This is a genomic window from Sphingomonas sp. 67-41 (assembly GCF_001899725.1).
Lineage (GTDB): Bacteria > Pseudomonadota > Alphaproteobacteria > Sphingomonadales > Sphingomonadaceae > Sphingomonas > Sphingomonas leidyi.
Genome location: NZ_MKWJ01000023.1, coordinates 100,240 through 118,245 on the forward strand (window position 1 = coordinate 100,240; position 18,006 = coordinate 118,245).

Sequence of the window (18,006 nt, forward strand, 5' to 3'; positions counted from 1 at the left end):
GGTCTCCCCCGTCCTTCATCGGGGTATGAAGACCATGACCGTCACTGTTGCCACGCTCGGCTTTCCGCGGATCGGCCCGCGGCGCGAGCTCAAGTTCGCGCTCGAGAAATTCTGGAGCGGCAAGTCCACCGAGGCGGAGCTTCTCGAAGCCGCCGCGGGCCTGCGTGCCGCGGCCTGGGCCCGCCAGGCCGCGCTCGGTGCCGATTGGCTGCCGAGCAACGATTTCTCCTTCTACGATCACGTGCTCGACACCAGCCTGATGCTGGGCGCCATTCCCGAGCGCTACGGCGTCGCGGCGGGCACGGCCGACCTCGCCACCTATTTCGCGATGGCGCGCGGGACGACGGGCGAGAGCGCGGGCTGCGCGCACGGCCATGGCCATACCGCGCAGGAAATGACCAAGTGGTTCGACACCAACTATCATTATATGGTGCCCGAACTGGCGGCGGGACAGAAGCTCGCCCTCTCCTCCTCCAAGATCGTCGACGAATATCGCGAGGCCAAGGCGCTCGGCTACGAGACACGGCCGGTGTTGCTCGGCCCCGTCACCTGGCTCAGCCTCGCCAAGGGCCGCGACGTCGATCCCTTCGATTTTCTCGACGAAGTGCTCGGCCTCTATTCGGCGGTGCTCACCCAGCTCGCCCATGCCGGCGCCGAATGGGTGCAGATCGACGAGCCGATCCTCGCGCTCGACCTGGACGAGCGCCAGCGCGCCGCGATCACCCGCGTCTATGCCAAGCTGCCGCGCCTCGGCCTCAAGATCATGCTCGCCACCTATTTCGGCGCGCTGGAGGACAATCTCACGCTGGCGGTGAACCTGCCCGTCGCGGGATTGCACGTCGATCTGGTGCGCGCGTCGGACCAGTTCGACAAGGTCCTCGTCGCCGCGCCCAAGGGGTTGCTGCTCTCGCTGGGAGTGATCGACGGCCGCAACATCTGGCGCGCCGACCTGGAGAAGCTGCTCGACCGGATCGAGCCGGTCGCGGCCACGCGCGACATCGTCCTCGCGCCCTCCTGCTCGCTGCTCCACGTGCCCGTCGACCTCGCGCTCGAGCCGAAGCTCGACGACGAGATCAAGCAATGGCTCGCCTTCGCGGCGCAGAAGATCGACGAACTGGTGACGCTGAAGGACGCGCTGAACGGCGGCCGCGACTGGGTGGCGGAGAAGCTCGCCGCTTCCGGCCGGGCCGCGGCAGCGCGCAAGGTCTCGCCGCGCATCCACGATCCGCTGGTCGCCGCCCGCACCGCATCGATCACCGAGGCGATGCGCAGCCGCCAATCGCCCTATGCGGCGCGCGCCGCGGTGCAGGCCGGGATCCTCGCGCTGCCGCCCTTTCCCACCACGACGATCGGCTCCTTCCCGCAGACCGCCGAGGTGCGCCATGCCCGCGCGGAGCATAATCGCGGCAACCTCGGCGATGCCGCGTACGAACGGTTCCTGCGCGAAGAGACCGAACGCACCGTCCGCTGGCAGGAGGAAGCGGGGCTCGACATGCTCGTGCACGGCGAGTTCGAGCGCAACGACATGGTCCAGTATTTCGGCGAGCAGCTCGCGGGCTTCGCCTTCACGGTGAACGGCTGGGTCCAGAGCTATGGCTCGCGCTGCGTGCGCCCGCCGATCCTGTTCGGCGACGTCTCGCGGCCGAAGCCGATGACCGTCGAGTGGTGGCGCTATGCCCAGGGCCTCACCGCCAGGCCGATGAAGGGCATGCTCACCGGCCCCGTCACGATCCTCAACTGGAGCTTCGTGCGCGACGACCAGCCGCGCTCGGCCTCCTGCGCCCAGATCGCGCTGGCGATCCGCGACGAGGTAGTCGATCTCGAAAGAGCCGGCTGCAAGGCGATCCAGATCGACGAGGCGGCGCTGCGCGAAGGCCTGCCGCTGCGCAAGCGCGACTGGCAGGCCTATCTCGACTGGGCGGTGGATTGCTTCCGCCTCTCGGCCGCGGGCGTGGGCGATGCAACCCAGATCCATACGCACATGTGCTATTCGGAGTTCAACGACATCCTGCCGGCGATCGGTGCGATGGATACCGACGTGATCTCGATCGAGACCGCGCGCTCGCAGATGGAGCTGCTCGAAGGCTTCGCCGCCTATCGCTATCCGAGTGCGATCGGGCCCGGCGTCTACGACATCCATGCGCCGCGCGTGCCCTCGGTCGACGAGATCGTCCGGCTGATGCAGCTGGCCCAGGCGCACCTCGCGCCCGAGCAGCTGTGGGTGAACCCCGATTGCGGCCTGAAGACCCGCAAATGGGAGGAAGTGAAGCCGGCGATCGACGCCATGGTCTCCGCGGCGCGGGAGCTTCGCGTGCGCGTGGCGGAGCCGGCCTGATGGCGGGTGTCGTCCGCCTCATCGACATGGTGTTCCCGGGCGACACCAACCACCATGGCACGCTGTTCGGCGGCGTGGCGCTCGCGCACATGGACAAGGTGGCGTTCCTCGCCGCCTCGCGCCATGGCCGGGCGCCCTTCGTCACCGCCGCCTCCGAGAGGATCGACTTCGCCGCCCCCGCGCTGAAGGGCGAGCTGATCGAGGCGGCGGGCCGCGTGGTCCGCGTCGGCACCCGCTCGCTCGATATCGAGGTCGAGCTGGTCGCCGAGGCGCTGCTCAGCGGGGAGCGGCGGCTGTGCACGCGCGGCCGCTTCACGCTGGTGGCGCGCGGGGGAGCGGCAACCCGCTTGCCGCCCCTCGCCCCGTCCCCGACCGGCTCCGAAGCCGAACCGGAGGGCGTGCTGGTGATGGCCGACATGGTGTTCCCGCCCCAGACCAACCATTACGGCACGCTGTTCGGCGGCGACGCGCTGCGCATGCTCGGCAAGGCCGCCTTCATCGCCTCCACGCGCGACACGCGGAAAGTGATGGTGATGGCCGCCTCCGACCGCGTCGACTTCGCGACGCCGATCCACGAGGGCGAAATGGTGGAGCTTGCCGCCCGCATCATCATGCGCGGCAATCGGTCGCGGCGCGTGCGGGTGGAGCTATGGGCCGAGGACCTGCTCAGCGCCGCGCGGCGCCGCGCGGCTTCGGCCGAATTCGTGATGGTCGCCACGGCTCCCGCGCATTTTGGCAAGTGACGAAGCGCCCGGGGCAAGGCAGAATGCGCCGGCGTCCAACCATCATGCGAGCCAAGCCCATGTTCCGGTTCATCGCCTTCGCGTCGCTGCTCGCCATTGCCGTTGCCCAGCCCGCCGCCGCCCAGGACGGTGGCGTCGCCCAGGATGTGGACAGCGCCGGCGCGATCCCGCCGCGCGGCATGTCCTTCGAGGCCGCCCAGTCGATGATGACGATCATGCGCGGCGCCAGCACGCAAGTCCGGGACAATTGCTGGAACCTTGGCTGCGTGCTGATCGTCAACGATACCAGCGGCTATGACGTGATCGGCTTCTACCTCGACTCGGCCAAGCCGGGGCAGAGCGTGCACTGGAGCCACAACCAGTTCGCCCAGCCGCTCTGGCCGAGCAAGGCGACGCTGCGCTTCAAGACGGGCAACGCCGATACCTGCACCCTGCCCGTGCGCTTCGTGCTCCGGCATCGCGAGACGCATGAGAAGACCGAGATCAGCGGCACCTCCAGCTTCTGCACCGCGCCGCACAAGGACACGCTGATCCGCATCAAGATGCTGGAGGGCAAGGTCTACGTTCGTGGCGACGACGAGCCGGAACCCGGCCCGACGCACTGATCCCGGCACGCCGTCTTCAGCTCGTCCCCTGCCCCGTGTCTCAGGCCGTGCCCGCGCTGTTCGCCAGCAGCCGCGGATCGATGCCCGCCCCGGCAAAGGCAACCGTCCAGCGGTCCTCGGCATCGATGTCGTAGATCAGGTCGGGCGTACCGACGGTGTTGAACCAGCCATGACGCGCCATCTCGCTGTCGAGCTGGCCCTCGCCCCAGCCGGCATAGCCCAGCGCGACCAGCCACCGGGACGGCCCCGTCCCCTCCGCGATCGCGCGCAGCACATCGATCGTGCCGGAAAGCGACCAGCGGCCGCCCACGTCGATCGTGTCCTGCCCGCCCCAGTCGGGCGAGTGGAGCACGAAGCCGCGGCGCGGCTCGACCGGGCCGCCGAAATGCACCGGCGTGTCGGGCGCGACGCCGGGCTCGATCTCGAACTGATCCAGCAGATCGTGCAGCGTCAGCCCGTCGATCGTGTCGCCGATGCCGATGCCGAGGGCGCCCTCCACATCGTGCGCGCACACCGCGATCACCGCGCGTTCGAAGCGGGGGTCGCCGATGCCGGGCATCGCGAGGAGAAACTGGCCAGTGAGGAAGCGCGTCGAGTCCATGGCCGATCAACGTAGCCGCACCGTTTCGGCTCCGCCACGCTTGAAAATCATGGCCGGGGAGCCGATTGGGACATGCGACTCATCATTCCCGAGGAGAGTAGAATGACCATCCAGGTTGGCGACCGCATTCCCAGCGTAAATTTCGTCAAGGTTACCGAGGGCGGCCCCGAGCAGACCAGCTCGGACGATTTCTTCGCCGGCCGCAAGGTCGCGCTCTTCTCGGTGCCGGGTGCCTTCACGCCCACCTGCTCGGCCAAGCACCTGCCCGGCTTCGTGGAGAAGGCCGAGGAGATCAAGGCGAAGGGCGTGGACGAGATCGCCTGCACCGCCGTCAACGACGCGTTCGTGATGGGCGCCTGGGGCCAGGCGAGCGGCGTGGCCGGCAAGGTGACGATGCTCGCCGACGGCAATGGCGACTTCCCCAAGGCGCTGGATCTCACCATGGACGGCGCGAAGTTCGGCATGGGCACGCGCGGCCAGCGCTTCTCGATGCTGGTGAACGACGGCGTGGTCGAGCAGCTCCATGTCGAGGCGCCGGGCCAGTTCGAGGTCAGCTCGGCCGAATATCTGCTCGGAAGGCTGTGATCCGGACATGACGGCGTAACGGAACCGCGAAGGGCTCGCCGGAGTTGATCCGGCGAGCTTTTCAGAAAGGGACCGACATGGCCGATACCGAAACTGCCAACGCACTTCCCGAGACGATCGAGGAAGCCAAGCAAGAAGCGAAGAGCTTCCTTGCCCAGGCGCAGGAAGCGATCGGCGATGCGGTGGACGCCACTGTCGCCGCGGTGAAGGAACATCCGATCGCCGCGGCCGGCATCGCCGCCGGAGTCGCCGCCGCGGTGGGCGGCGCCGCCTATGCCGCCACCCAGCTGGGCGGCGACAAGGAACCGGCGCCCGCCAAGGCGAAGGAATAGGAAAAATTTCCCTCCCCTATGGGGAGGGCCGGGCCCGGGCCGGGACTTGTTCCGGCCCATGGTCTTGCCAGCGTCATCTTTGCGCTCTAGCCCTCGAAGATGACTCAAGCTTCCGATATCGTCGCCGATCTCGAGCGCCTCTACAACGCCTCGGTCGATCGCCTCAAGGCTGCCCTGAACCGCTACATCAACGACGGCACGCCGCCGAATCCGGAGGACCGGACCGATGGCAGCTTCGCCTATCCCGAGCTGCGCCTCGTCTATCGCGGCGGCGAGGAGCGCGGCCGCCCTGCCCCGCGCCGCTCGTTCGGCCGGCTGGTCGAGGAAGGCGAGTATCGCATCTCGGTCACCCGCCCGGCGATGTTCAGCCGCTACCTTACCGAGCAGCTGACCCTGCTGATCGAGGATTATGACGTCGAGGTCCATGCCGTCACCGGGCGGCAGGAGATCCCCTTCCCCTATGTCCTCGATCCCGGCCACATCGCCAACATGGACCAGATCTCGGTCACCGAGCTGGGCCGCCACTTCCCCGCGACCGAACTGGCGCATATCGGCGACGAGATCGCCGACGGGCTGTGGCTGTCGACCGACGACACCCGCCCGCTCGCGCTGTTCGACGCGCTGCGCACAGATTTCTCGCTGGCCCGGCTGCGCCACTATACCGGCACCCCGGTCGAGCATTTCCAGCAGTACATCCTGTTCACCAACTATCACCGCTATGTCGACGAGTTCGTCCGCTGGGCCGTGGACCAGCTGGGCGAGGGGAGCCGCTTCACCGGCGTCTCGGGCGCGGGCGGCATCCTGGTCGAGGCCGGGGACGATACCGACCGGCTGCTGAACGACACCTCGGCCTGGCGGCGCCACCAGATGCCCGCCTATCACCTGATGGCCGCGGACGGATCGGGCATCACCCTGGTCAACATCGGCGTCGGCCCGTCCAACGCCAAGACAATCACCGACCATCTGGCGGTGCTGCGCCCCGAGGCGTGGCTGATGATCGGCCATTGCGGCGGCCTGCGCCCCAGTCAGCGGATCGGCGACTATGTCCTCGCCCATGCCTATCTGCGCGACGACCACATCATGGACGACGTGCTGCCGCCCGAAATCCCGATCCCGGCGATCGCCGAAGTGCAGCTGGCCCTCGCCCGCGCCGCCGAGACGGTCTCGGGCCAATCCGGCGAGGAGCTCAAGCAGCGGCTGCGCACCGGCACCATCGTCACCACCGACGACCGCAACTGGGAACTGCGCTATTCCAAGTCGGCGCTGCGCTTCTCGCTGAGCCGCGCGGTGGGCATCGACATGGAATCGGCGACCCTGGCGGCGCAGGGTTACCGGTTCCGCGTGCCCTATGGCACGCTCCTCTGCGTCTCGGACAAGCCGCTGCACGGCGAGCTGAAGCTGCCCGGCCAGGCCAATCGCTTCTACGAGCGCGCCATCGCGGAGCATCTGAAGATCGGCATCGAGACTTGCGAGGAGTTGCGCCGCGAGGGGCCCCGCCTCCACTCGCGCAAGCTGCGCGCGTTCAACGAGCCGCCGTTCCGATGAGCCGCGCCCATCGTCCCGGCGCAGGCCGGGATGACGGATAGGGAAGCGACCTGTGCTATTGTCGGTGCGTTGAGCCTTTTGAGGAGACGCGCGATGATCGATCCCGAGGAAACGCAGGAAGAACCGCCCCGCGCGCACCAGCCCGACGGCACCGACAGCTCGGCCGAATGGGACGCGCAGATCGCCGACGAGAGCATGATCCCCGACAGCGATCCGCCGGGCTGAGCTTTCAGCGGTCAGGTCACGGCGGCACGAAAGGGTCAGCGGCTCAGCTGGAACTCCACCGACAGGTTGGCGTTCACCGTCACCGTGTCCGACGCCGCGCCCTGCTTGCCGGCGAACATGCCGATGAGCTGCAGGAAGAAGCTCATCGAGCCGGCGACCATGTCCTGCTTCTCGCTGATCCGTGCGATCGTGGAGCGGCGCAGGCCCAGCGTGGTGGCATAGGCGGCCGCTTCGGCACGGGCCTTGGCGAGGGCATCGGCCTTGGCCTGGCGCGTCGGCCCTACATAATCGTCGAGCAGCGCAATCACTTCATCGGCCATCTTCCCGCCATTGGCCTCGGCGACGGGGCTTGCAGCGGTCGCCGCGGCACGAGTGGGCGCATCGAAGAAGACCGTCTCGGTCGCCGTCGACTGCGGCTTTTCATTCCCATCGGCAGTGTCGAGCGCAAAGCTGGGCTTGCCATGCCCGGTAAAGGCGCCGACGAGGCTGGCGAGCGGATTGGCGCCGGCGCCCTCCAGCGGCTGCCCCTCGCGAATGCCCTTCGCGGCGAGCGCCTGGACCAGCCTGGCGCGGTTCGCGGCGAGCGCCGCTTCCGCCGCCTTGTCGTCCGCCCCCTTCCCCGCGACCTTCACCGAGAAGCGAAAGCGATTGGCGGGCACCTTGGCCTCGCCCGCGGCGACGATCTCCACTGTCACCGGCCCGTCCGCCGGCGCCGACTGGGCCATTGCCGCCTGGGGCAGCGCGATCATGGCGAGAGCAACTGCATATCTGAGCATTTACGGACCTCCCTATGCAAAGGGGGCAGGCCCTGCGGCCCGCCCCCGAAGATCACCACCCCTGCGGCTGGCCCTTGTTCTGCTGATCGAGCCACTTCTTCAGCGGCGCGAAATATTCCGCCATCGCCTTGCCCGAGATCTCGCGCGTGCCGGTGAATTCCTGCAGCGCGTCCGGCCAGGGCTTGGAGGCGCCCATCTGGAGCATCTTGTCGAGCTTCGCGCCCACTTCCTTGTTCCCGTAGAAGGAGCAGCGATGGAGCGGGCCCTTCCAGCCCGCCTGGTCGCACGCCGCCTTGTAGAACTGGAACTGCAGCACCCGCGCCAGGAAATAGCGGGTATAGGGGGTGGTCGCCGGGATGTGGAACTTGGCGCCCGGATCGAACCTGGTCTCGTCGCGCGCCACCGGCGGCACGATGCCCTGATATTGCAGGCGCAGCTTGTCCCAGCCGGCCTGATAGCCATTCGTCGGGATCTGGCCCGAGAACACGCCCCAGCGCCACTTGTCGACCAGCAGGCCGAAGGGCAGGAACGCCACCTTGTCCATCGCCTGGCGGAGCAGCAGGCCGGTGTCCTTGTCGGCGCTCGGCACCTGGCCCTTGTCGAGCAGGCCGATCTGCACAAGGTAATCGGGCGTGATCGACAGCGCGATGAAGTCGCCGATCGCTTCGTGGAAGCCGTCGTTCGCGCCGTCGAGATACAGCGCCGGCTGCTGGTTGTAGGCGCGCTGATAATAATTGTGGCCGAGTTCGTGATGGATGGTCACGAAGTCGTCGGCATTGACCTTGATGCACATCTTGATGCGCAGGTCGTCGACATTGTCGATGTCCCAGGCCGAGGCATGGCACACCACTTCGCGATCCGCCGGCTTCACGAACTGCGAGCGTTCCCAGAAGCTTGCGGGCAGTTCCTTGAAACCGAGCGAGGAGTAGAAGCCCTCGCCCGCCTTCACCATCTTGTGCGAGTCATAGCCCTTGGCCTTGAGCAGCTCGCCCACGTCATAGCCGACGCTGCCCGATCCCGCCGGGGCGACGATGTCGTAGATATTGCCCCATTCCTGGGCCCACATGTTGCCGAGCAGATCGGCGCGGATCGGGCCCTTGGCGGGCTGGACCGCTTCACCATATTTCTCGTTGAGCTTGTGGCGCACATAGGTGTGCAGCGCGACGTAGAGCGGCTTGAGGTCGTTCCAGATCTTGTCGGTCATCGCCGCGAAGGCGTCGGGATCCATGTCGTAGCCCGAGCGCCACATCGCCCCGACATCGGCATAGCCCAGGCCCTTGGCGCCTTCATTGGCGATGCCGACCAGCTTGGCGTAATCGGGGCGCATCGGCGCGCCGACATTGTCGTTCCAGCTGACCCACATCTCCTTGAGCCTGGCGGGATCGCGCTCCTCGCCCATCGCGGCCTCGATGTCGGAGCCGTTGATCGGCTTGCCGTTCAGCATGCCCTTGCCCGCCCCGTACATGCCGGTGATCTTGGCCGAGAGCGCCGCCAGCTCGTCCGCCGCGCCGGCACGGACCGGGGCGGGCAGCACGATCTTGTTGCGGAGCATGCCGAGCTTGCGGCTGGTGTCATAGTCGAGCCCGGCGACATTGGCGAACTTCGCCGCGCCCAGCGCCAGATCGACCTGCAGCTTGGTGAGCGCCGCGCCTTCGCGCGCGGTCAGCGCCTCGGTGTCGGGGGTGATATAGGTCTCGTAGACCCATTCGGCGCGCGAGGCGACGACGCCCTGGGCAAAGAGCTTGGCCTCGGCATCGGCGACGAAGGCCTTGGCGTCGGCGGCGGTGGGCGCGGCCTGGGCGGCTTCGCCGTCGCGGTCGCGCGCGCCCAGCGGCGCGGCGGCGAGCAGCGAGGCGAGCGCGAGCATCGAGATGCCGGTGCGGATCATGTACGGAATTCCCCTCGGATTTTCTGGATGGCGGAGACGATGCGCGCGCCCCGCCAGCCGGTCAAGCCGCGAAGAAATCGGCGATCGCGCGCCCCAGCTCGGGCCGGGTGACCGCGCTCATATGATTGCCGGGGATCTCCACGAAGGTGGCGTGCGGCAGCATGTCCGCCAGTTCGTGCGCCGAGCCGTTGTGATCGTCCTCGGCGCCGGCGACGACCAGCGTCTCCTCGGTGAGCCGCGCCAGATGCTCCTCCTGCGTGTCGACGAAGGTGTCGAGGATCGGCAGCAGCGCGGCGGGATCGGCCTTGGTGGTCTTGAGGAAGGCCTCGGTCAGCCACTCGCTCGAGCCGCGTTCGAAGCCGCCGAGATTGGTGAGCACGCGGCGGAAATAGGTGCCGGTGCGCGAAGCGGCGACGATGCCCGCCAGCCCCATGCCGGCCAGCATCACCCTGCGCGGCGTGGCGCCGCCGTCGACGATCATCCGCACCGTGGTGCGCGCGCCGAGCGAATAGCCGCCCAGATCGTAATCGACGAGACCCAGATGCGCGACCAGCGCGAGCGCGTCGCGCATCGTCACGTCGGGCGGATAGCTGGCCGCGTCGTGCGGCGCCGCGCTCAGTCCATGGCCGCGCAGATCGGGCATGATCACCCGGAAGCCCTTCTCCGCCAGCTTCGCGGCATGGCCATATTTGATCCAGTTGACTTCCGCCGTGGAGGCATAGCCATGGATCAGCATCGCATCCCGCCCCTGCCCCATTTCGGTCCAGGCGAGCTCGACGCCGTCGAAGCTCGGGAAGCGGTGCGTTTCAGTCGGGAAGTTTGCCAACGGAGTCCATCCAGCGCTTGACGAGTTGGGGATTGTCGTCGGTCCGGTATCGAGTGAGGCCGGTCGTGTCGAGCCACTGCTCGTGCATGCTCTCCACGCCGAAATGATGGACCGGGCGGAAGCGGTGCGGCGCGTCGAAGCTGCCCACCGTCAGGTCCATATTGGCGCTGTCGGGGAATTCGAAGCTGAGCGGCGTGCCGCACGTAGCGCAGAAACCGCGCACGGCGATCGGCGACGAGGCGTAGCGATCGGGTGCCCGCTCCCAGCGCACATCGGCCTTTTTCAGGTTCTTGAACGCGATCGAGACGCCGCCGGTGGCGCGCTGGCACATCCGGCAATGGCAGAGATAGGCCTCGTCGTCCGCCACCCGCGCCACATAGCGTACCCGCCCGCACTGGCATCCGCCGGTCATTTCCTCTGCCATGGCTCGCCCTCCTGTTTCGTTCGTTGCAATGGGTGCGCCGCACAATGCAATCGCGTTGCCGATTGAAATCTATGAGTATGCTTATTATGTGCCGCGCATGACCGAGAGTCTGGGTTTCCTTCTTAGCGATGTCTCGCGCCTGTTGCGCCGCCGTTTCGACGAGCGGGCGCGCACGAGCGGTGCGAGCGTGGCGCAGTGGCGCGTGCTCAAGATCCTCTCGCGCAGCCCCGGCCTCAACCAGGGCCAGCTCGCCGAGGCGCTCGAGGTCGAGCCGATCACCGCCTGCCGGATGATCGACCGGCTCGAGGAGGCCGGCTTTGTCGAGCGCCGCCGCGATCCCGCCGATCGCCGCGCCTGGCGTATCCACCTGACCGACAAGGCCGCGCCGGTGCTCGACGAGCTCCATGTGCTCGCGGCCGATCTGATCGAAGAGACGCTCCAGGGGTTCAGCACCCGGCAGCGCGAGGAACTGATTGCGGCGCTCGAGGGGCTCCGCGCGAACCTGACCACCGTTCAAGAGGGCAACGAGGCCGCAAATGGCTGATGCAGATCCGAAGATCGAAAAGTCCGAAGAGACCAAGATCACCATCCCGACCGAAGGCACGACCGTGCCCGAGGCGCCCGCGGCCAGGCCGAAGCGCAGCCTGCTGCGCCCGCTGCTGATGTTCGGCGTGCCGGCCATCCTGCTGGCGATCATGGGTTATTTCTACTTCACCGGCGGCAACAGCGTCTCGACCGACAATGCCTATGTCCAGCAGGACAAGAGCTCGGTCTCGACCGATGTGGCGGGCCGCATCGTCGAAGTGGGCGTGAAGGAGAACCAGACGGTCAAGGCCGGCGACCTGCTCTTCCGGATCGACCCCGAGCCCTATCGGATCGCCGTGTCCCAGGCCCAGGCCGCGATCGCCGCCGCGCAGGTGCAGCTCAATACCGACGAGGTGAGCTACCAGGGCAAGGGCGCGGACATCCAGGCCGCGCACGATGCGATCCAGAACGCCCAGGAGAATTACGACCGCCAGAACGCGCTGATGAAGCAGGGCTTCACCACCCGCGCCAATTTCCAGTCGGCCCAGCATGCGCTGGAACAGGCCCGCGCCCAGTTGCAGAACGCCCAGGCCAGCGCCGCCGAAGCGCGCGCCAAGATCGCCACCGGCGCGGCGGTGCCCGGCGAGAACCCGGCGATCGCGGCCGCCCGCGTCCAGCTCGCCAAGGCGCTGCTCGACCTGCAGCGCACCGAAGTGCGCGCGCCGGTGAGCGGCATCGTCAGCCAGACCAAGAGCCTGCAGGTGGGCCAGCAGATGATCACCGGCCTCGCCGCGGTGACCATCGTGTCGAACCGGCCGGCCTGGGTCGATGCGAACTTCAAGGAGACCGACCTCAACAAGATGCGGGTCGGCCAATGCTCGATCGTGACTCTCGACGCCTATCCGGGCCTGAAGCTGAAGGGCCATGTCGAATCCATGGGCGCCGGAACCGGATCGGAATTCTCGGTGCTCCCCGCCCAGAACGCCAATGGCAACTGGGTAAAGGTCACCCAGCGCGTGCCGGTGCGCATCGCGATCGACGACAAGAGCCCGCGCGCGCTGATCGCCGGCCTCTCCGCCGATGTGAAGGTGGTGTTCAAGGGCGCGTGCAACTGAAATGGCGACGGCAGCCCCCGGCCGCGCCACCAGGGCGGGTGAGGCGTCTCCCCCCACGCCTCCCCGCCCGCAAGCCGCCCCTCCGGGCGGTGGCGGGGCCGCCCTCCCCGTAAGGTACAAGGGCCTGCTCACGCTCGGCGTGATGATGGCGACGATCATGCAGATCCTCGACACGACGATCGCCAATGTCGCCATCCCGCACATGCAGGCCTCGCTCGGCGCCACCCGCGACACGATCAACTGGGTGCTGACCAGCTACATCGTCGCCTCGGCCATCGCGATCCCGATCACCGGCTGGCTCTCCGATCGGATCGGCTCGCGCAACCTGTTCCTGATCGCCACCGTCGGCTTCGTCATCGCCTCCGCCATGTGCGGCGCGGCGCAGACGCTGGAGGAGATGGTCGCCTTCCGCATCCTCCAGGGGATCACCGCGGCGTTCCTCAATCCGCTGAGCCAGACGGTGATGCTCGACATCAACGCGCCGAAGGACCAGCCCAAGGCGATGTCGATCTGGGGCATGGGCATCATGGTCGGCCCGATCATGGGCCCGCTGATCGGCGGCTATCTTACCGACAATTTCAACTGGCGCTGGGTGTTCTACGTGAACCTGCCCGTCGGCGTCGTCTGCTTCGCCATCCTGTGGTGGCTGCTGCCCTCGCGCCCGATCCGCAGGCGCTCGTTCGACATCTTCGGCTTCACCCTGCTCTCGCTGGGCATCGCCTCGCTCCAGCTGATGCTCGATCGCGGGCAGGACCAGGACTGGTTCTCCTCTACCGAGATCTGGATCGAGATGCTCGTCGCCGTGATCGCGCTGTGGATGTTCGCCGTCCACCTGTTCACCGCGAAGAACCCGATGTTCGAGCGCGAGCTGTGGAGGCATCGCAACCTGGTGACCGGCATCTTCTTCATGCTGGTGATCGGCCTGGTGATGATGGCGACGATGGCGCTGCTGCCGCCGATGCTGCAGAATCTCTACGGCTATTCGGTGTTCCAGACCGGCATGCTGCTGATGCCGCGCGGCTTCGGCGTGGTGATCACCATGTTCGTCGGCGCGCAGCTGATCCAGCGCGGCTGGCTCGATCCGCGCTGGTCGGTAGGGATCGGCCTCACCATCGCGGCCCTTTCGCTGTGGGAAATGTCGGGCTGGACGCTCGAGATGGGCAGCACGCCCTTCATCGTCTCCGGCTTCGTCCAGGGCCTGGGCCTGGGCCTGGTGTTCATGCCGCTGAACGGCCTCGCCTTTGCCGGCCTGCCCCCGCATTTCCGCACCGAGGGATCGAGCCTGCTCAACCTGACCCGCAACATCGGCGCGTCGGTGGGCATATCGGCCGTGAGCGCGATTCTCGCGCAGAACATCCAGCGCAGCCACCAATATCTGGGCGAGCACGTCACCGCGACGACGATGAACGGCCTGGGTTCGCTGGTGCAGGGCATGGGCCAGCAGGGCGCGATGATCACCGGGCTGATCGACGCCGAAGTGAACCGGCAGGCGGCGATGATCGCCTATCTCAACGATTTCTGGCTGATGGCGATCGTCACCGCGGTCAGCGTGCCGCTGGTGGTGCTGCTCCAGAAGCCGGGCGGGAAAGTGGAGAACGATCCGGCTGCGGCGGGGCACTAGGCTCCGCCCGCAACATCGGCTGCCACCGCACATAGGCGAGGCTGCGCCAGGCCCATTCGAGCGGACCGCTGACGAAATGGCGCATCCAGAGATTGGCGAAGGCGACCAGCAGGACGATGCCGACCGTCGAGATCAGCGCCGATTCCGCCCAGCCATATCGGCCCCAGGGCAGCAGGCCCCAGGGCGCGAACAGGATGTACATCCCCACGATCTGCTGGAGGAAATAGAGCGAGAAGGCCATGCGGCCGGGCGCCTTGAACACGCCCAGCGCGGCGGCGCCGGCGCGGCTCTTCACCAGCAGGTTGACCAGCGCGAGATGGCCGAGCCCGATCGCGATGCGCGCGAACTCGCCGGTGACCCACAGGCTCCGCGGGCCCGGCGCGAAGCTCAGCGTCTCCGCCAGCCCGATCGCGCGGGCGGTGAGGCCGAAGCCGTAGCCGGCGACCAGCAGCCACAGATAGAAGCGCGCGCTCCTGAGCCCTTGGATAACGCCCCATTTCCACAGCGCGACGCCGATCAGCATCGTGCAGAACGCCTCGAACACGTCCCAGAGCAGCCATTCGTCGGCGAGATAGCTCCAATAGCTCCACGCATTCTTCGCATAGGGCAGCCAGCCGCCCTGATGCGCGGCCTGCTCGCGGGCGACGCGCACGGGATCGGGGACATGGACGGAGAGCTTGCGCCATTCGGCGAGCGCGGCGGGCTCGCCCCGCTCCACCTGCTGCACGAGTTCCGTCCGCGCGGCATATTCGCGCGCGCCATATTCGGGGATGCCGAGCCCGGTGAGCACCGCCCAGCCCAGCCCCAGCGCGACCAGCGTCTTCGGACCCAAGGTGCGGAACGGAAACAGGAACAGCGCGGCGAGCGCATAGATGTGCAGGATGTCGCCGGGCCAGAGCAGCACGAACACGTCGAACAGGCCGAAAGCGAGCAGCCACAGGTTGCGCCGGTAATAGAGGTCGGCGACCGCCACCGGCCCGTCGGGCGCCATCGCCTTGCGGGCCAGCACCATCATGCCGGCGCCGAACAGGAATTCGAGCAGGCAGCGCTGCGTGCCCGCGAAGAACAGGTTCACCGCCACCCATGCGTCGCGATCCGCCGGCGTCCAGCCGATCAGCCGGACGTCGGCCGAGAAGGTCCAGACGCTCGCCGCCATATAGGGCACGTTGATGTAGAAGATGCCGAGGATCGCCAGCCCGCGCAGCATGTCGAGCACGTCGATGCGCGCCTTGCCGCGCACGGGCGCCAATCCGGCATTGCTCGTTTCCACCACCACGCGGCCCACCCGTAAGAGGCCTTCCTTCTAGCGCGGATCAGTCAATTCCCGGTAAAGACGCCGTTCGCGCTACGGTTTGCGCTTCGCCGCAACGTCTCGCCCAAGGCACCGATCCCGGCTATGATCGGGCAATGGGAAGAGGGGAATGCACATGCGGATCAAGCTGCTCGCCATGGTTTCCGCCGCGCTCGCGCTGGGCGCCGCCGCCCCGCCGCGCCCCGCCCCGATCGAGCAGCTCGACGTCGCGCTGCACGAACTGACCGCCAAGGGCGCCGAATTCACGCTCGCCACCATTCCCGCCGAGGAGCGCGGCGCCTTCGCCCGCGCGCGGGCAGACCGGATCGAAGTGGATCCCGACGCGCTGACCCTGGTGGAAGACATCCAGAGCGCCCGCGCAGTCGCCGCGCTGCTGCTCAGCTATTATGCGATGCCCGATCCCGACCGGATCTCCAAGGGCCCCTCCCGGATCGGCAGCATGGCCGCCGCCGCGGGCATGATCCTGCTCGGCACGCAAGTGATCGATCCGGTCGATGACTCCTCCTACAGCCGGGAAGATCGCCAGCGCAAATATGCCGGGCTCGGCTGGTTTCCCCCGGCGCACCAGAACGCGGGCGACGGGCCGGTGCGCGCTTCGCGGATGGTGGCGATGCTGAATTCGGTCGGTGGCTGCTCGGGCCCGCTCACGGAGGTGCTGACCCATGCCGAGAAGCTCGGCAATCGCGAGGCCACCGGCCTGGCCCGGCGCGTCCGCAAGGATCTCGGCCGCTCGATCTACCCGCCCGACTATAGCTGCGACAGCTGAGCTAGGGTTAGGGCCAATCGACATGTACGAGACTGGCGGTCCCAGGCGGCTCCCCGGCGAAGGCCGGGGCCCCGTATCGGGATGCTATCGAGATACGCGAACCCCTCGAACGATGTCGCAACTGGGCCCCGGCCTTCGCCGGGGAGCCAGAAGGGCGGCCCGGCTCTCATCGCGCGCCCAAATGTCGATCCGCCCTAGACCTTGATCAAGACCTCGATTTCTTTCGTCATCCCCGCGCAGGCGGGGATGACGACGGAAGGGGCGGGGATGACGAACGAAATCAAGGCCTTGATCGGGTCCTGACCCTAGCGCGGGAACAGCAGCGCCACGAACTCCGCCATCGGCGCGCTTTCGGGCCATTGCGGCACGTCGGCGGCGATGGCGATCCAGGGCTGCTTGCGCTTTGCCCAGATATGCGCGCGCGGAACCAGCTCGTTGCTGCGATCGAGCGTGCCGGCACGCAGCATCGCGATGCCCGGCCAGGCGCTGTTGGTGTTGTAGATGCGCGTGTGGCAGGTGCCGCAGATGCGCTGGTGCGACACCGATCCGCTGGGATTGGCGAAGCTGTACTCCGCCACCTGCCCCTCGACGGCGAGCGCCTCGGCGCGCACCGGCGCCTGCTGGGTGAAGGCGCTGCCCGCCCAGCTCTGGCATTTCAGGCAATGGCAGCAATAGACGGTCGGCAGATCGTCCATCGCCAGCGTGTAGCGGACGGCGCCGCAGCGGCAGCCGCCCGCGATCACGTCAGGCCGCCTTCTTCAGATGGCGGCGGCCCAGCAGCTCGGCGATCTGCACTGCGTTCAGCGCGGCGCCCTTGCGCAGATTGTCCGACACGCACCAGAGCGACAGGCCGTTCTCGACCGTCGAATCCTCGCGCACCCGGCTGATGAAGGTGGCATATTCGCCGACGCACTCGATCGGCGTGACGTACCCGCCATCCTCATGCTTGTCGACGAGCATCACCCCCGGCGCCTCGCGCAGGATGTTCTTCGCCTGCTGGGCCGAGATCTCGTCCTCGAACTCGATGTTGATCGCTTCCGAATGGCCGACGAACACCGGCACGCGCACGCAGGTGGCGGTGACCTTGATCTTCGGGTCGAGGATTTTCTTGGTCTCGACCACCATCTTCCACTCTTCCTTGGTCGAGCCGTCTTCCAGGAAGCTGTCGATGTGCGGGATCACGTTGAACGCGATCTGCTTGGTGAACTTCTTCGGCTCGGCCTGGTCGCCGACGAAGATGTTGCGGCTCTGCTCGAACAGCTCGTCCATGCCCGCCTTGCCCGCGCCGGAGACCGACTGATAGGTCGCGACGACGACGCGCTTGATCTTCGCGGCATCGTGCAGCGGCTTCAGCGCCACCACCATCTGCGCGGTCGAGCAGTTCGGATTGGCGATGATATTGCGCTTGGTATAGCCGTCGATCGCTTCCGGATTCACTTCGGGCACGATCAGCGGCACCTCCGGATCCATGCGATAGAGCGACGCATTGTCGATCACCGTGCAGCCGGCGGCGGCGAACTTGGGCGCGTAGAGCTTCGAGCCTTCCGAGCCGATCGCGAACAGGGCGATGTCCCAGCCCGCCGGATCGAAATGCTCGATGTTCTGGACTTTGTAGGTTTTGCCGGTCTCGCCGAAGTCGATAATATCGCCGGTCGAGCGCGACGAGGCGAGCACCGCCAGATCGTCGATCGGGAATTCCCGCTCGGCCAGGATGTTCAACATTTCGCGCCCGACATTGCCGGTGGCGCCTGCGACGACGACACGGTAGCCCATCACATACTC

The 18,006-nt window shown here is 67.3% G+C and carries 19 protein-coding genes; 11 read left to right on the forward strand and 8 right to left on the reverse strand.

All coding sequences use genetic code 11. The annotated features are described in order from the left end of the window. The first annotated feature begins 34 nt into the window (after positions 1-34). Genes metE through BGP17_RS17050 form a run of 3 tightly spaced genes read left to right on the forward strand, consistent with a single transcriptional unit; the run spans position 35 to position 3,683 of the window. Positions 35-2,335 (forward strand): 5-methyltetrahydropteroyltriglutamate--homocysteine S-methyltransferase, encoded by a 2,301-nt coding sequence (gene metE, locus BGP17_RS17040; RefSeq protein WP_286712845.1) that lies wholly within the window; start codon positions 35-37, stop codon positions 2,333-2,335. Continuing rightward, positions 2,335-3,078 (forward strand): acyl-CoA thioesterase, encoded by a 744-nt coding sequence (locus tag BGP17_RS17045; RefSeq protein ID WP_286712846.1) that lies wholly within the window; start codon positions 2,335-2,337, stop codon positions 3,076-3,078. The genes metE and BGP17_RS17045 overlap by 1 nt, the downstream gene beginning before the upstream one ends. 59 nt (positions 3,079-3,137) lie before the next feature. Continuing rightward, entirely contained in the window at positions 3,138-3,683 is a 546-nt protein-coding gene (locus BGP17_RS17050; RefSeq protein ID WP_167298423.1) for a hypothetical protein, read from the forward strand. 40 nt (positions 3,684-3,723) lie between these two features. Here the strand turns inward: BGP17_RS17050 and BGP17_RS17055 are convergent, their stop codons facing one another. Further along, a complete protein-coding gene (locus tag BGP17_RS17055) occupies positions 3,724-4,284 on the reverse strand; it encodes a YqgE/AlgH family protein (protein ID WP_286712847.1) in 561 nt (186 codons plus the stop codon). Positions 4,285-4,386: 102 nt separating this feature from the next. Between BGP17_RS17055 and BGP17_RS17060 the strand changes: the two genes are divergently transcribed. From BGP17_RS17060 to BGP17_RS17075, 4 genes are all read left to right on the forward strand, one after another. Next, entirely contained in the window at positions 4,387-4,869 is a 483-nt protein-coding gene (locus BGP17_RS17060) for a peroxiredoxin (protein ID WP_086129161.1), read from the forward strand. 77 nt (positions 4,870-4,946) lie between these two features. Beyond that, positions 4,947-5,201, forward strand: coding sequence for a hypothetical protein (locus BGP17_RS17065; RefSeq protein WP_167298421.1), 255 nt, complete (start codon positions 4,947-4,949; stop codon positions 5,199-5,201). Positions 5,202-5,300: 99 nt separating this feature from the next. Then, positions 5,301-6,746 (forward strand): AMP nucleosidase, encoded by a 1,446-nt coding sequence (locus tag BGP17_RS17070; RefSeq protein ID WP_167298420.1) that lies wholly within the window; start codon positions 5,301-5,303, stop codon positions 6,744-6,746. Between the two features lie 93 nt (positions 6,747-6,839). After that, positions 6,840-6,971, forward strand: coding sequence for a hypothetical protein (locus BGP17_RS17075; protein ID WP_279589387.1), 132 nt, complete (start codon positions 6,840-6,842; stop codon positions 6,969-6,971). A 35-nt stretch (positions 6,972-7,006) separates the two neighbouring features. Here the strand turns inward: BGP17_RS17075 and BGP17_RS17080 are convergent, their stop codons facing one another. The 4 genes from BGP17_RS17080 to BGP17_RS17095 all read right to left on the reverse strand — a co-directional run bounded on the left by BGP17_RS17080 (position 7,007) and on the right by BGP17_RS17095 (position 10,885). After that, positions 7,007-7,747, reverse strand: coding sequence for an SIMPL domain-containing protein (locus tag BGP17_RS17080; RefSeq protein WP_286712848.1), 741 nt, complete (start codon positions 7,745-7,747; stop codon positions 7,007-7,009). A 52-nt stretch (positions 7,748-7,799) separates the two neighbouring features. Further along, on the reverse strand, positions 7,800-9,635 hold the full coding sequence (locus BGP17_RS17085; RefSeq protein WP_286712849.1) for a M2 family metallopeptidase: 1,836 nt from the start codon (positions 9,633-9,635) through the stop codon (positions 7,800-7,802). A 61-nt stretch (positions 9,636-9,696) separates the two neighbouring features. Beyond that, positions 9,697-10,461, reverse strand: coding sequence for an alpha/beta fold hydrolase (locus BGP17_RS17090; RefSeq protein WP_286712850.1), 765 nt, complete (start codon positions 10,459-10,461; stop codon positions 9,697-9,699). Next, entirely contained in the window at positions 10,442-10,885 is a 444-nt protein-coding gene (locus BGP17_RS17095) for a GFA family protein (protein ID WP_286712851.1), read from the reverse strand. Before BGP17_RS17095 ends, BGP17_RS17090 begins: the two co-directional genes overlap by 20 nt. Positions 10,886-10,982: 97 nt before the next feature. On the opposite strand from BGP17_RS17095, the gene BGP17_RS17100 reads away from it, so the two are divergent. From BGP17_RS17100 to BGP17_RS17110, 3 genes are read left to right on the forward strand one after another with little or no spacing between them, the layout of a single operon-like run. Beyond that, on the forward strand, positions 10,983-11,429 hold the full coding sequence (locus tag BGP17_RS17100; RefSeq protein WP_167298416.1) for a MarR family winged helix-turn-helix transcriptional regulator: 447 nt from the start codon (positions 10,983-10,985) through the stop codon (positions 11,427-11,429). Then, positions 11,422-12,525 (forward strand): HlyD family secretion protein, encoded by a 1,104-nt coding sequence (locus tag BGP17_RS17105; protein ID WP_286712852.1) that lies wholly within the window; start codon positions 11,422-11,424, stop codon positions 12,523-12,525. The genes BGP17_RS17100 and BGP17_RS17105 overlap by 8 nt, the downstream gene beginning before the upstream one ends. Position 12,526: 1 nt before the next feature. Further along, on the forward strand, positions 12,527-14,146 hold the full coding sequence (locus tag BGP17_RS17110; RefSeq protein ID WP_167298414.1) for a DHA2 family efflux MFS transporter permease subunit: 1,620 nt from the start codon (positions 12,527-12,529) through the stop codon (positions 14,144-14,146). Here BGP17_RS17110 and BGP17_RS17115 read toward each other — a convergent pair. Beyond that, a complete protein-coding gene (locus tag BGP17_RS17115; RefSeq protein ID WP_286712853.1) occupies positions 14,070-15,431 on the reverse strand; it encodes a DUF418 domain-containing protein in 1,362 nt (453 codons plus the stop codon). The genes BGP17_RS17110 and BGP17_RS17115 overlap by 77 nt on opposite strands. Before the next feature lie 142 nt (positions 15,432-15,573). Between BGP17_RS17115 and BGP17_RS17120 the strand changes: the two genes are divergently transcribed. Continuing rightward, entirely contained in the window at positions 15,574-16,224 is a 651-nt protein-coding gene (locus BGP17_RS17120) for a hypothetical protein (protein ID WP_167298413.1), read from the forward strand. 305 nt (positions 16,225-16,529) lie between these two features. On the opposite strand, the gene BGP17_RS17125 is transcribed toward BGP17_RS17120, so the two are convergent. Further along, the gene (locus tag BGP17_RS17125) at positions 16,530-16,967 is read right to left on the reverse strand and encodes a GFA family protein (RefSeq protein ID WP_286712854.1); all 438 of its coding nucleotides are present in this window, start codon (positions 16,965-16,967) and stop codon (positions 16,530-16,532) included. 1 nt (position 16,968) lies between these two features. Next, a complete protein-coding gene (locus BGP17_RS17130; RefSeq protein WP_286712856.1) occupies positions 16,969-17,997 on the reverse strand; it encodes an aspartate-semialdehyde dehydrogenase in 1,029 nt (342 codons plus the stop codon). Positions 17,998-18,006: the final 9 nt, after the last annotated feature.

Coding starts and splice junctions, on each gene's coding strand:
- metE (WP_286712845.1), top strand. CDS start 35: ATGACCGTCACTGTTGCCACGCTCGGCTTTCCGCGGATCGGCCCGCGG.
- BGP17_RS17110 (WP_167298414.1), top strand. CDS start 12,527: ATGGCGACGGCAGCCCCCGGCCGCGCCACCAGGGCGGGTGAGGCGTCT.
- BGP17_RS17075 (WP_279589387.1), top strand. CDS start 6,840: ATGATCGATCCCGAGGAAACGCAGGAAGAACCGCCCCGCGCGCACCAG.
- BGP17_RS17055 (WP_286712847.1), bottom strand. CDS start 4,284: ATGGACTCGACGCGCTTCCTCACTGGCCAGTTTCTCCTCGCGATGCCC.
- BGP17_RS17120 (WP_167298413.1), top strand. CDS start 15,574: ATGCGGATCAAGCTGCTCGCCATGGTTTCCGCCGCGCTCGCGCTGGGC.
- BGP17_RS17080 (WP_286712848.1), bottom strand. CDS start 7,747: ATGCTCAGATATGCAGTTGCTCTCGCCATGATCGCGCTGCCCCAGGCG.
- BGP17_RS17130 (WP_286712856.1), bottom strand. CDS start 17,997: ATGGGCTACCGTGTCGTCGTCGCAGGCGCCACCGGCAATGTCGGGCGC.
- BGP17_RS17070 (WP_167298420.1), top strand. CDS start 5,301: ATGACTCAAGCTTCCGATATCGTCGCCGATCTCGAGCGCCTCTACAAC.
- BGP17_RS17100 (WP_167298416.1), top strand. CDS start 10,983: ATGACCGAGAGTCTGGGTTTCCTTCTTAGCGATGTCTCGCGCCTGTTG.
- BGP17_RS17045 (WP_286712846.1), top strand. CDS start 2,335: ATGGCGGGTGTCGTCCGCCTCATCGACATGGTGTTCCCGGGCGACACC.
- BGP17_RS17050 (WP_167298423.1), top strand. CDS start 3,138: ATGTTCCGGTTCATCGCCTTCGCGTCGCTGCTCGCCATTGCCGTTGCC.
- BGP17_RS17060 (WP_086129161.1), top strand. CDS start 4,387: ATGACCATCCAGGTTGGCGACCGCATTCCCAGCGTAAATTTCGTCAAG.
- BGP17_RS17095 (WP_286712851.1), bottom strand. CDS start 10,885: ATGGCAGAGGAAATGACCGGCGGATGCCAGTGCGGGCGGGTACGCTAT.
- BGP17_RS17065 (WP_167298421.1), top strand. CDS start 4,947: ATGGCCGATACCGAAACTGCCAACGCACTTCCCGAGACGATCGAGGAA.
- BGP17_RS17085 (WP_286712849.1), bottom strand. CDS start 9,635: ATGATCCGCACCGGCATCTCGATGCTCGCGCTCGCCTCGCTGCTCGCC.
- BGP17_RS17105 (WP_286712852.1), top strand. CDS start 11,422: ATGGCTGATGCAGATCCGAAGATCGAAAAGTCCGAAGAGACCAAGATC.